This window comes from Paenibacillus sp. DP01, from assembly GCF_044784315.1.
GTDB classification, from domain to species: domain Bacteria; phylum Bacillota; class Bacilli; order Paenibacillales; family Paenibacillaceae; genus Paenibacillus; species Paenibacillus polymyxa.
The window spans coordinates 4,564,499-4,577,257 of sequence record NZ_CP173059.1 but is presented as its reverse complement, the minus strand read 5'-3'; the positions used below and the strand labels follow the sequence as shown (position 1 = coordinate 4,577,257).

Sequence of the window (12,759 nt, the reverse complement as noted above, 5' to 3'; positions counted from 1 at the left end):
ATGAAAACAGAGTGAAAGCACTTTAAAGTTTTAATAAAATTAGATAAGCTGTGATTAAGCGATGCCCAATCGCAAAATAAAGCCAATTTCACGTTTTTTCGGCGAAATCGGTTTTGTGATCTGAATAGAGAAGGATTATAATCTTGAGGCAATGCCTATGAACTATATGGGTAATGATATACATTTAAGCCGAATTTCTGTGAGAAAACGGGGGAACCATGTTACTGGGGTGAATTTTACAGTCGATCCTGATGGATCGGAAGTGTAAATAGGGCATACTGTGCTGCCCGAATCCGTCAGCTAACCTCGTAGGCTGTGGGCAGGAACCAAGTCAGGCACTCGGTTTTCCGGTGTCTTTTTTTGTGTGTATAAGTGTGAATAAAAGTTTGCTGAGTTAAGGACGCTGCGCGTTCCATTTGATCTTCCAATCGCTGTTGCCACTGAATTTTTTTGATTTTCTAGACCTTGATAAGGGTAAAATTCAGAGTCAAAGGCGAGCGCTATCGCTTCTCCAGATTCAAATGGACCGCTTCGCTGCTGCCCGCCTTAAAGTCATCAAACGTTCCATGAGGTAGTTACGTAAAGTGTAGTGAGTATTGAAAGGCAAAAGTATCCCGCTTTGCGGATACTTTTCTGATTTATAAAAGAAACTGAAAAGAATTGGTGATTTTATGAGCTGAGCGATCTCCATGCTCATAGTTCACCAAGGAGGAGAAGTGATGAATAAATGAATCCCAATGCAAGCTGGCTTCGGCTTTCTCCACCGCAAATATTCGTTGCAGGCTTTGCCATTATCATTCTAATAGGTAGTTTATTGTTAATGCTGCCCATCTCTAATACAACAGGAAAACCACTTGCGTTTATAGACGCTTTGTTTACTGCCGCTTCCGCGACCTGTGTAACTGGGCTTGTCGTTAAGGATACAGGGCTCTTTTTTACAACCTTTGGTCAAATTGTCATCGTTGCGCTGATTCAGATTGGCGGACTTGGCTTTATGACTATGGCTACCTTGATCGCGCTGGTGTTCAAGCGTCGGATTTCCTTGCGGGAGCGCCTTATTTTGCAAGAAGCGATGAATCAGACCTCTGTCGAAGGAATTGTCGGATTGATCCGCAAGGTGCTATGGTACTCGCTGATGATTGAGGGCGTATGTGCAATCATTTTTTCGATTCGCTGGTCGTTTGATATGCCTGTAGGCAGGGCGATTTATTTTGGAATCTGGCATGCTATTTCCATGTTTAATAACGCTGGTTTTGATTTGTTCGGTGAATTTCGCAGCCTGACAGGTTATGTATATGATCCGATTGTTAATTTTACAGCCATGTTTCTCATTATTTCGGGTGGTATTGGTTTTGTAGTGATGTCTGACCTGGCAGATTATCGCAAGCGTAAGAGACTATCCTTGCATACCAAGGTGGTACTCAGCATGACAGCTGCTCTGATTGTCGTCGGGACGCTTGTCATTTTTGTATTTGAGTTTACGAATCCGAAGACGCTTGGCTCGCTTGATTGGGGTGGTAAACTGCTGGGTTCTTTATTCCAGTCCGTTACCCCTCGCACCGCAGGTGCCAACACGCTGGACATTGCAGGCTTGCGGCAGGCTACGCAGTTTTTTATCATCATACTCATGTTTATTGGGGCTTCGCCTGGCTCCACTGGAGGCGGGATTAAGACCACTACATTTGCTCTGCTCATTGGAGCGGTGTTTTCGATGCTGCGGGGACGGGAAGACATTGTGCTGTTCCGGTACCGACTTGCGCAGGCACGCATTTATAAGGCTTTGACTATTACCTTGCTGGGGTTGCTGTTCGTGATTGGGGTGACGATGATTCTGTCCGCAACCGAAGATCATCATTTTCTGATGATCTTGTTCGAGACGGTGTCTGCCTTTGGTACGGTAGGACTGTCCATGGGGCTTACACCTGATTTGACAGTTGTAGGCAAGCTGGTGATTACTCTGACGATGTTTGCAGGCAGGCTGGGTCCACTCACGCTAGCTTATGCACTGGGACCGAAAAAGGGTAAGGAATTGTATCGTCATCCAGAAGGTAAAATAATTATAGGGTAAGGGAGTTTTCGAGTAGATATGAAAACGCAGCAGTTTGTAGTCATTGGCTTGGGACGGTTTGGCTCAAGCCTGGCTTTGCAATTGGTGGATATGGGGTGCGAGGTGCTGGGCATTGATCGGAATGAGGATGTTGTGGACAGTATGAGTGAGATTCTGACACATACTGTCGTGGCGGACGCTACAGATGAGGATGCGTTGCGGTCACTCGGCATACGTAATTTCGATTGCGGCATTGTTGCGATTGGTGATGATATTCAGGTAAGCATCCTGACCGCCATTTTGCTGAAGGAGCTGGGTGTGAGAAAAGTCGTAGCCAAAGCCATATCTGTGCTGCATGGGCGTGCGTTAGAGAAGCTTGGGGTGGACCGAGTCATTTATCCGGAACGGGATATGGGTATTCGAGTAGCGCATCAGCTGGTCACGCCTAATCTGCTCGATTATTTGGAGCTGTCCAAGGAATACAGCATTGTAGAACTTAATGTGCCTGCATGTCTGAATGGCAAAACGTTGGCAGAATTAAATGCTCGCACCCGCTTTGGTTGCAGCATCGTGGCGCTTCATACGGCGAATGGTATCTTGATCGCACCGACAGCTATGGATCGGCTGAAAGCAGACGATATTATGGTCATTATCGGCTCCAATGATAATATCGGCCGCTTTGAGGATGAGGTCGTTAATGTCAATGAAGAGGGTTAAATCCTCTATACCATACGGTAGCCTGCAAACGATGCGCGTGTCTCGCTAATCCAGCGTCGTGCTGTTGGGCCGAGATCGGCCGTTTCTGAGTAGATGAGGGAGGTCGTTCGGCGTGTCTCCTTCAAATCAGGCAAGTACAATGCAGTAAGTCCATTATCTCGCAGCAGTTCGCTGCGCAAATAGGATTTGGGCAGCAAAGCGGATGCCTTGCAGGTGGGAAGCAGACGTACAATCGCCTCGAAGGAGTCGATTTCCATGCGGATATCCGGCATAATGCCGCTGCGCTGGAACAAGTCATCCGTCAGGCTGCGGTACCAGGTTCCTTTGGAGAAAATGATCATCGGCAATCCTTGCAGGTCCTTCATTGAAGCCGTTCCTGTCTTGACAGTTAATTCATGCCCGATGGGGACGACTAGCTCCAAATGATCGTCAAATAACGGAATGCAGCGTAATCCAGCTTCATGAATGGCAGACCCGACAACGCCGGCGTCTGCTTTTTTGTCGCGTACAAAGGCAACGATTTCATGCGTCTTGCCGGTGAGCAGCTTTAGCTCAGTCTGAGGATGCTTGCTCATGAAAGCTTCGACGAGGGTAGGCAGCGTCGTTTGGAGTGTCGTGAGACTGGCGCCCAGTGTAAGCATGCTCTGAGCTTCATTTTTGTGCTGGGACAGCTTTTGTAAGAAGCGAAGCTGTCGTTGCCGTTGCTCCAGCGCGAAAGTATATACAAATCGGCCGGTCGATGTAATTTCGAGCCGTTTGCCCCGACGATCAAAGAGATGGACACCCAGCTCTTCCTCCAGCTTGGCAATTTTGCGAGACAGGGCGGGTTGGGACAAATTCAGCAGTTTGGAGGCTTTATTCAGGCTGGACTGCTCGACAATGACGGCAAAAGCGTTCAAATCCTCAAACAAATCTTCCACTTCCTCTCTATATGCAAAAAAGACATAATAATTAATACGTATATTGCAATTCCATTATAAGCCGAAAAGGAGTAACATGAAAGCGACACAAGATGTTCACACTTTTGTTTTTCCTTATAAGGGACACCTTGTTGAACATTCCCTGTCGGGAACTGTCATTTTATATGTTATATTACTATTGAAAACGCTATTATTGGGAGAAGGGAGCATGACCTAGATGAGAGGATTTTATTCCAGAAAGCTGCATTCGCTTCTTGGCGTCATTCCATTGGCTCTATTTTTTGTTGAGCATTTGGTGACGAACTTCACAGCGGTGGAGGGCGGCAAGGAAGGTTTTAATCGCAGCGTGGCCTTCCTGAATGGTTTGCCGCTGGTTATTGTGTTAGAAACGTTATTCATCTACTTGCCATTACTGTTCCACGGAATCTATGGCTTGTATATCGCTTATCAGGCTGACCCGAATGTCAAAAGGTTTGGCTACTCGCGTAACTGGCGCTTTTTGTTCCAGCGTATTTCCGGCGTCATTACGTTTGTATTTATTATCTGGCACGTATACGACACACGCTTTCAGGTGGCCCTGGGTAATGTAACTCATGAGGAGCTAGGCGGCGTAATGCATGGTATAGTGACGAACCCGGTCTATTTTATTTTGTATTTAATCAGTGTCGTTTCGGCATCATTTCACTTTGCTAATGGACTGTGGGCATTTATGGTCAGTTGGGGGATTACCGTGGGGCCACGTGCCCAAAAAGTATCTTCCTATATCTGTATGACCCTGTTCGTGGTGGTATCGATCGGCTTCGTTGCTTCCCTGCTTGCATTTCGCAGCGCGGAATTCCAGGAAACGGCAACAGCCTTGGTGCAATGCAGCGCTTTTAAACAGCTACTGTAAACGAGTTATTTTAATTATACATCGTGTTGAGATTCTATTCTGATTTGTAAAAGGGGATTTAGTACAAATCCTGAAAAGAAGGAGTGAGCAGAAATGGCAGCATCCAACATTATTGTCGTGGGCGGCGGTCTGGCTGGTCTAATGGCTACGATCAAGGCGGCAGAAGCGGGAGTCCACGTTCATCTATTTTCTTTGGTTCCGGTCAAAAGATCCCACTCCGTTTGTGCGCAGGGCGGCATCAACGGTGCGGTAAATACCAAAGGTGAGGGAGACTCACCCTGGATTCACTTTGATGATTCAGTCTATGGCGGTGACTTTCTGGCAAACCAGCCGCCGGTAAAAGCGATGTGCGAAGCGGCTCCGGGAATTATCCATCTCATGGACCGCATGGGTGTTATGTTCAATCGGACACCAGAAGGACTGCTAGATTTCCGCCGCTTTGGCGGTACCCAGCATCATCGGACAGCCTTCGCTGGCGCGACGACAGGACAGCAGCTCCTGTATGCTCTCGATGAGCAGGTACGGCGCTGGGAATCTGCTGGTTTGGTGACCAAGTATGAGAACTGGGAGTTTTTACAGGCTGTACTGGATGATGAAGGCATCTGCCGAGGGATTTGCGGGCAGGATTTGCGTACGATGGAAGTGAAGACTTTTGCAGCGGACGCCGTTATTTTGGCATCCGGTGGTCCCGGAATTATTTTCGGCAAAACCACAAATTCCGTTATTAATACCGGTACAGCTGCCGGTGCAGTGTATCAGCAAGGCGTTCGCTACGCGAACGGTGAATTTATACAGATTCATCCAACGGCTATACCCGGTGACGACAAGCTGCGTCTCATGTCCGAGTCGGCACGGGGAGAGGGCGGTCGCATTTGGACATATAAAGACGGGAAGCCATGGTATTTCCTTGAAGAAAAGTATCCGGCTTATGGAAATCTGGTCCCTCGCGACATTGCGACACGTGAAATATTCAGCGTATGTGTAGATGATGGACTGGGTATTAATGGCGAGAACATGGTCTATCTGGATTTGTCCCACAAGGACCCAAAAGAGCTGGATGTAAAGCTGGGCGGCATTATTGAAATTTATGAAAAATTCGTCGGCGACGATCCGCGTAAAATCCCAATGAAAATATTCCCGGCTGTTCATTATTCAATGGGCGGCATGTGGGTCGATTATAATCAGATGACAAATATACCGGGTCTGTTCGCAGCTGGTGAATGTGAATTCCAGTATCACGGAGCGAACCGCTTGGGTGCAAACTCGTTGCTGTCGGCCATTTATGGTGGAATGGTGGCTGGACCAAAGGCTGTGGAATATATCAAGGGCTTGAAAAAGTCTGCCCAGGATGTAGCTTCTTCGGTATTTGATGCGGCAGTCCATCAGCAGACTGAGAAGTACGAGCGTATTCTGCATATGGACGGAAAAGAAAATGCCTATGTTCTTCATAAAGAGCTGGGTGAGTGGATGACGAACAATATGACCGTGGTTCGTTATAATGACAAGCTGGAAGCTACGATTCACAAGATCAAGGAGCTGAAGGAGCGTTACTCGAACATTAACATTAATGACGCTTCGCGCTGGAATAATGCGGGTGCTGCGTTTACACGGCAGTTGTGGAACATGATGGAGCTGGCCGAAGCGATGACCAAAGGGGCGCTGCTGCGCAACGAAAGTCGCGGGGCCCATTACAAGCCGGACTTCCCGGACCGCAATGATGAAGATTATTTGAAAACGACGATTGCAGATTGGACACCGGAAGGACCACAAATTTCGTATGAAGAGGTCGACGTTTCACTGATCAAGCCGCGTGTTCGAGATTATTCCAAGAGCAAATAACAGAAGGGAGTGTATTTAAATGTCGGAGCAAGCAGTGAAGTCGAATAAAACAGTGAAGTTTGTGGTTACTCGTCAGGATGAGCCTAACGCTAGTTCCTATACGGAAGAATTCGAATTGGCCTACAGACCGGGAATGAACGTGATCAGCGCGCTGATGGAAATTCAGCGTAACCCGGTAGACAGCCAAGGTAAAGAGACGGCTCCGGTGTGCTGGGAGTCGAACTGCCTGGAGGAAGTATGTGGAGCTTGCTCCATGGTGATTAACGGCAAACCGCGTCAGGCGTGTGCGGCGCTTGTCGATAAGCTGGAGCAGCCGATTACGATTGCGCCGATGAGCACATTCCCGGTCGTACGGGATTTGGTCATTGACCGCAGCCGGATGTTTAACGCGCTCAAGAAGGTCAAAGCGTGGATTCCGATTGACGGTACCTACGATCTGGGGCCGGGTCCTAGAATGGCAGAGAAAAAGCGTCAGTGGGCGTATGAGCTGTCCAAGTGCATGACCTGTGGTGTCTGTCTGGAAGCATGCCCGAACGTCAATGAGAAGACGACGTTCATCGGACCTGCGGCGATATCTCAGGTTCGCTTGTTTAATAGCCATCCGACAGGGGAAATGAATCAGGAGGAGCGCCTGGATGCATTGATGACGGACGACGGGCTGGAGGGCTGTGGTAATTCGCAAAACTGTGTACGCTCTTGCCCGAAAGGCATTCCATTGACAACTTCCATTGCCGAAATGAACAAGCAAACGACCAAGCATATGTTCAAGCGCTGGCTGACTGTGTAGCAGAGCCAGCCCATAGGTTGTACTCAAACAGGCTTCTTCCCAAACCGGAGAAAGCCTGTTTTTTTGCGCTCAGGAATGATGGAGGGTAACATGGAGGAAGGAGCGAGGGACAGCACTTATGGTATAATTAGAGTATTGTGTATCGTTTTGGAGAAAAGGAGGCTGGACAGGTGACTGTGCAACCGATAACGAATCGACCTGTCACGCGGTCGGATGTAATGAAAGGATTAAGGGAACTGGGAGTTCGGAGCGGCATGACATTGCTTGTTCACTCGTCAATGCGCAGCTTTGGACGCTTTGTTCCAGGCGGAGCCTCCACCATTCTTGCCGCATTAACCGAAGCGATTGGCCGGGAAGGAACGCTGGTGATGCCAACACAGTCACATGACTTGACAGATCCGTCCACCTGGATGAACCCGCCTTTGGATGAGTCGTGGTGGGAACTGGTCCGCGAGGAAATGCCCGCTTATGATCCGGCCTGGACGCTGACTGGAGGGATGGGCGTCATCGTAGAAACGTTCCGTGGCCTGCCGGGAACAGTGCGCAGCGGGCATCCGCACGTTTCTCTGGCGGGGCGTGGATCTGCTGCTTTAGGCTTGCTGGAAGCGCATGAGCTTGATTTTGGGCTGGGTGAGCATTCGCCCTTGGCAAAGCTTTATGAGGCAGATGCCTATGTACTGTTGCTGGGCTGCGGACATGACAGCAACACCTCCTTACATTTGGCAGAATATCGAACAGCCTATAATGGACGTGAAGTTGTCACGCATCAAGCCCCTATGATGGTGGATGGGATCAAAGCGTGGGTGTCTTTTCAGGATTATAATATTACCTCGGATGATTTTGAGCAGTTGGGACTTGATTTTGAGCGGGAATGTCCCACATCCTTTACGCGGGTGAACATTGGAGAGGCTTCATGTTTTTTCGCAAGGCAACGGGATTTGGTTGACTATGCAGAGCAGTGGTTATCCACTCATCGCTAGAGCTTCTGGACAGTAGGGAAATCTGAGAAATGAGATAGAAAGGACAGAACGCAAGGGGGAACGCATAATGAAGAAGACGCCGCAAATCCGCCGCGAGAGTCAGGATGGCCTATATCAGGAGGCCGCTATCCCTCCCGGTTCTTCGCGGCGTTCCTTATCGAATGAGCCAGCTAATCCTTCTCGCCGCCGTTTTTTGAAAAAAGCGGCTTTGGCCACTGCAGGAACTGCACTTCTGGCTGGAGGATATGCTTCCTTATGGGAGCCTAATCATTTGGAGATTACACGCTTCAACTTGTCTCTCCCTCGTCTTCCGTCTGCATTTGACGGAATTAGGGTGGTGCATTTCAGTGATGTGCACCTAGGGTTTCACATGGATGAGCAGGATCTGAGCGAGCTTGCGGACCGGATAGCAGGCCTGGAGCCGGATTTGCTCTGTTTTACAGGAGATATTGTAGATGATTATTCCGTATCTATGAAGGCTGCTGTTCCAGTTATGGATTCCATGCACGCTACCCTCGGTAAGTTTGCTATTCTGGGCAATCATGATTATAGAGGCTTGCCAGCCGGCGTTCAGGAGCTATATCCCAAAACCGGGTTTACGCTGCTGAGAAACGAGCATGCGGTTATAGAGCGCGCGGGACAGCGTGTGGCCATTGTCGGTTTAGAGGATAACATCATGGGCAAGCCCAATCCGCAGCGTGCTATCCACGGACTGCCTGATGAGATGTGCAAGCTGCTGCTGATGCATGAGCCGGACTATGCAGATGTGGCGGCACAAATGTCCTTTGATCTTCAATTGTCAGGACATACACATGGGGGACAGGTACGTTTGCCGGTCATTGGAGCACCGATGCCGCCCCCAGGTGGACGCAAGTACATTCAGGGATTGTTTCATGTGGGAACGGATAGAATGCCACTGTATGTCAGCCGCGGCATTGGTATGACACATTTGCCGATACGGGTGCTGTGCAGACCGGAGCTTAGTGTCATTACGTTAAAATCTGGCCAATAGGCCATGATCTTTTTTTTCATCTTCATCATATATGTTGGAACTACATAATGTTGGCTTGAATGTAGTGTAGAGATGTAGTCGTTTCGGGACAAAGGAGTGAGATTCGAATGGATCGTGTTGCTGTCATTTCAGATATTCATGGCAATTGGCCTGCTTGTGAGGCGGTGCTGGAGGATATTGCTTCCCGAGGCATTAGCCGTGTGTTTTGTTTGGGGGATCTGATCGGCAAAGGGCCTAGCCCGTGCGAGGTGCTGAATGCTATCCGCCAACATTGTGAAGTCGTCGTTCGAGGCAATTGGGATGAGTTGGTTAGCATAACGGATGATCTCAATTTTAGCTGGCAAGCCGAACGTTTGGGTGCAGAGCGAGTACAGTATTTGGCACAGTTACCGTTTCATTATGATTTCAGAATGAGCGGACGCCGTATCCGCTTGGTGCATGCCTCGCCGCAAAGCGTGTATCACCGTGTGCAGCCATGGGATGAGCCGGCCAAAAGGCTTGCCATGTTCGATCCACTAGCAGAGGAAAGTGGAAAAGTACCTTTTGCTCCAGAGGTCGTGGGATATGGTGATGTGCATAATGCTTTTATCCAGCATTTTCAGGGAAAAACACTTTTTAACGTTGGGAGTGTCGGGAATCCGTTGGATATCACCCAGGCTTCCTACTGCATTTTAGAGGGGCAATGGGGAGAGGAGCAGCTCACGCCTTTTTCCATTCAGTTTGTACGTGTACCCTATGATATAGAATTGGCAGTAAAACAAGCAGAGGAGGCAGATGTGCCTTCTTTGGCATATTATATTCGAGAGCTGCGTACCGGAATTTACCGGGGAATTCAGGACCTGGATTAAGTATAGAAATATGCATGGCTAAAAGCAGAATCCAACCGCTGGAGGGAACATTGTGCTGACCAGAGAAATGCTTCGTCTCGGATTGCCGGAGCTTTACACTCGCCGAGTCCGATTGCGCCAGCTCAGAGCGGAGGATTATCCTGCGCTGGAGCGGATCTTATCCGATCCATTGGTAATCCAATATGTGAATCGAATTCGCAAGCCAGTCTATGCAAGAATGAGGCGCCTGGTTGCGCAAATTAAAATATCTGCTGACTCCCTGGATTCCCTGCATTTCGCAGTGGAATGGCATCGGAGAAATACAGGAGAAAGCAATCTGCATGAGGAATTCAACGAACGATCCTCCTCACCGTTGCTTGGTATCGTTTCTTTTCAGCAATGGAATGAAAGAAGGGGCGAGGCACAACTGGGCTATATTCTGGATCGGCCTTTTTGGGGACAGGGACTGGCTACAGAAGTTGTAGGAGAAATGCTGAAATTTGGTTTCGAATCTTTGAAGCTCCAGCGGATCGAAAGCCGTTGCCAAAAGAATAACCAGGCTTCTATGCGTGTGCTTATGAAAAATAAGATGCGCCTGCTGCGCACCATTGGTGCCTATGATCCCTCAGGAGAGGTGCCGAGTGTATTGGTATTTTCAATGACCCAAGGGGATTATGCCTAGAAATGACATTGGAATATTTTGTTACAAAGATGAAATATAACTGCAAAGCAACTCTAACACAGGACGGGTACAATACAGACATGACCCCCTTTTGAATAATATATGTTGCTGGGACCCGATCATTCGGGTCCTCTTTTTTTGGTTCTTTAACTCGGGATAATATGGATTGGATAGATCCTGTCTATGTTTCATTTTGTTACAAAAATGAAATATAACTGCAAAACTACTTTAATATAGACTGGGTACAACATAGACATGACCCCCTTTGAATCATATATATTGCTGGGACCCTAAGCTTCGGGTCCTCTTTTTTTATGATTCATAGGTACGGTTCAGGCTGATTACCAGCTCTGGTAACCATTCGTTTAGGGAGAGGAATGAGTATCCCTCTGACTGGGCATTGGATGTATCCATGTACCACGACTGTGTAATACCGAATGGAGACATATGCTCGTCTGCTGTTTTTTCTTGGATCACAGCTTGTTTTCCCGTGACCTGCTCGATAATGGAAATGATATCTCCAATCCTTACTGTACCGTCGGAGCAAGCATTTACAGGGCCTGTTAAATGAGCAGACCCAAGCCAAAGCAGAAAATCTGCAGCTTCATCGGAACGAATAAATGAGATATGAGCTGCGGGATTAGGTACTCCAATTTCTTGGCCTGCACGAACATGTTCAATATGAAAATGAAGTCTTTTCGTATAATCATCTGTTCCCAATACAATCGGAAAACGAACAGCCACTACAGGGAACGTAGCTTGCTGCGTAAAAACTGCTTCAGCCTGTCGTTTAGCCTCTTGATATGTAAAATCGTCCTTTCCGCCCTGGCGAACTGGATAAGCCTGAGGATCGAAGATATTCTCTGTCACCGCTTCCGGGCTTGGATCATAGACAGATAGGCTTGAGGTCATAATATACCTTTTGGCTTTAGCATCAAAAATACGACAGGCTTCGCTGGCTTCATCTGGGGAATAGCAAATATTATCATAAACAACGTCCCACACTTGCTCACCTACCGCCTCTGCGAGCGCTTGCGGGTCCGTACGGTCTGCACAGATCCGTTGAACACGGTCACCAAACGAATCGTTTGTGTGGCCCCGCGTGAGAATAGTAATGGAGTTCTCGGAACTGTCCAGCAGACGTTCCACCAGTCTCTTGCCGAAAAAGCGCGTTCCTCCCAAAACAAGTACCTTTTTCATACTTACATCACTCCTCATGGAATGGTTTTCATTTATATTAAGATAGACGGACTAAGGAATGTAAAAGATACAGGACGCAATAAAAAAGGGAGGATCACATGCCATACGTAAAAACTCGGGATTTAGAAATGTATTACGAAAAAATGGGTGTAGGAGACCCCGTCATATTTTTGCACAGTCATTATTCAAGGGGAGTCCTGGCTTTTTCATCTCAATTACTTGATTTTCAGCAAAAGTATACATGTTATTTTCCAGACCATCGGGGACATGGCAGAACGAAATGTGATAGCCTGGAATGGAGTACCCCTCAACTCGCAGAAGATGTGCTTGATTTTATGCAGGCGTTACATATTTCTAAAGCTCATCTTATTGGGTACAGCTGCGGAGGCAATGTGGCTTTATACTGTGCGGTGAAGCCCCCTCAAATGTTCGCAACCGTTACTACCATTGGGTGTAGTGGAGTCGCATGTCCTGAGGGGGCAGATGAGTTTGAGCCGGAGTGGCTCATTAAGAACGAACGCTATGAAATGATCCATCAAATGATGGAACGCCATGAGGAAGCACATCAAGGTAATTGGCAGGAATTTATGCGTCAGAGCGCTCAGGATTGGCGCCAATATCCGCAATTGACACGTAATGAGTTAAGCCGCATTACGTGCCCTGCATTATTTATCGCCGGTGAACATGACGACTTTGCCACAGAAGAGCAGCTTCAGGAATTATGCTCATGCGTCCAAGATTCACGTTATCGAGTTGCTCTGGGTTGTAGTCATCGACCGCATATGCTTAGAGAGCAGCCCATCTTAATCAATGATTCTATTCTTCAATTTTTGAATAATCACGCTATTAGTTGATT

General features: G+C 47.9%; 12 protein-coding genes and 1 riboswitch. Of the genes, 10 read left to right on the top strand and 2 right to left on the bottom strand.

Going from position 1 to position 12,759, the window contains the following annotated elements; all coding sequences use genetic code 11:
• Nucleotides 1-177 precede the first annotated feature (177 nt).
• A riboswitch (cyclic di-AMP (ydaO/yuaA leader) is annotated at nucleotides 178-330 on the top strand.
• Between the two features lie 397 nt (nucleotides 331-727).
• Nucleotides 728-2,068: a TrkH family potassium uptake protein gene (locus tag ACH59B_RS20095; RefSeq protein WP_019688514.1), complete on the top strand. Its 1,341-nt coding sequence runs from the start codon at nucleotides 728-730 to the stop codon at nucleotides 2,066-2,068.
• Between the two features lie 18 nt (nucleotides 2,069-2,086).
• On the top strand, nucleotides 2,087-2,764 hold the full coding sequence (locus tag ACH59B_RS20090) for a TrkA family potassium uptake protein (protein WP_013372875.1): 678 nt from the start codon (nucleotides 2,087-2,089) through the stop codon (nucleotides 2,762-2,764).
• 5 nt (nucleotides 2,765-2,769) lie between these two features.
• Here ACH59B_RS20090 and ACH59B_RS20085 read toward each other — a convergent pair whose 3' ends face one another.
• Nucleotides 2,770-3,675, bottom strand: coding sequence for a LysR family transcriptional regulator (locus ACH59B_RS20085; RefSeq protein WP_016820037.1), 906 nt, complete (start codon nucleotides 3,673-3,675; stop codon nucleotides 2,770-2,772).
• 226 nt (nucleotides 3,676-3,901) lie between these two features.
• Here ACH59B_RS20085 and ACH59B_RS20080 point away from each other — a divergent pair, with 226 nt between their 5' ends.
• From ACH59B_RS20080 to ACH59B_RS20050, 7 genes are all read left to right on the top strand, one after another.
• Complete coding sequence (locus ACH59B_RS20080; RefSeq protein WP_016820038.1) at nucleotides 3,902-4,576, top strand: succinate dehydrogenase cytochrome b558 subunit; 675 nt, start codon at nucleotides 3,902-3,904, stop codon at nucleotides 4,574-4,576.
• Between the two features lie 93 nt (nucleotides 4,577-4,669).
• On the top strand, nucleotides 4,670-6,415 hold the full coding sequence (gene sdhA, locus ACH59B_RS20075) for a succinate dehydrogenase flavoprotein subunit (protein ID WP_019688513.1): 1,746 nt from the start codon (nucleotides 4,670-4,672) through the stop codon (nucleotides 6,413-6,415).
• A 19-nt stretch (nucleotides 6,416-6,434) separates the two neighbouring features.
• On the top strand, nucleotides 6,435-7,202 hold the full coding sequence (gene sdhB / locus ACH59B_RS20070) for a succinate dehydrogenase iron-sulfur subunit (RefSeq protein ID WP_013372870.1): 768 nt from the start codon (nucleotides 6,435-6,437) through the stop codon (nucleotides 7,200-7,202).
• A gap of 170 nt (nucleotides 7,203-7,372) precedes the next feature.
• A complete protein-coding gene (locus tag ACH59B_RS20065) occupies nucleotides 7,373-8,182 on the top strand; it encodes an aminoglycoside N(3)-acetyltransferase (RefSeq protein WP_257126261.1) in 810 nt (269 codons plus the stop codon).
• A gap of 67 nt (nucleotides 8,183-8,249) precedes the next feature.
• Complete coding sequence (locus ACH59B_RS20060; protein ID WP_257126260.1) at nucleotides 8,250-9,194, top strand: metallophosphoesterase; 945 nt, start codon at nucleotides 8,250-8,252, stop codon at nucleotides 9,192-9,194.
• Between the two features lie 107 nt (nucleotides 9,195-9,301).
• A complete protein-coding gene (locus tag ACH59B_RS20055; protein WP_257126259.1) occupies nucleotides 9,302-10,042 on the top strand; it encodes a metallophosphoesterase in 741 nt (246 codons plus the stop codon).
• 52 nt (nucleotides 10,043-10,094) lie between these two features.
• Nucleotides 10,095-10,703: a GNAT family N-acetyltransferase gene (locus ACH59B_RS20050; protein WP_404302461.1), complete on the top strand. Its 609-nt coding sequence runs from the start codon at nucleotides 10,095-10,097 to the stop codon at nucleotides 10,701-10,703.
• Nucleotides 10,704-11,015: 312 nt separating this feature from the next.
• Here ACH59B_RS20050 and ACH59B_RS20045 read toward each other — a convergent pair whose 3' ends face one another.
• The gene (locus ACH59B_RS20045) at nucleotides 11,016-11,903 is read right to left on the bottom strand and encodes an NAD-dependent epimerase/dehydratase family protein (protein WP_017427304.1); all 888 of its coding nucleotides are present in this window, start codon (nucleotides 11,901-11,903) and stop codon (nucleotides 11,016-11,018) included.
• Nucleotides 11,904-12,001: 98 nt separating this feature from the next.
• Here ACH59B_RS20045 and ACH59B_RS20040 point away from each other — a divergent pair, with 98 nt between their 5' ends.
• Entirely contained in the window at nucleotides 12,002-12,757 is a 756-nt protein-coding gene (locus tag ACH59B_RS20040; protein WP_318300684.1) for an alpha/beta hydrolase, read from the top strand.
• Nucleotides 12,758-12,759: the final 2 nt, after the last annotated feature.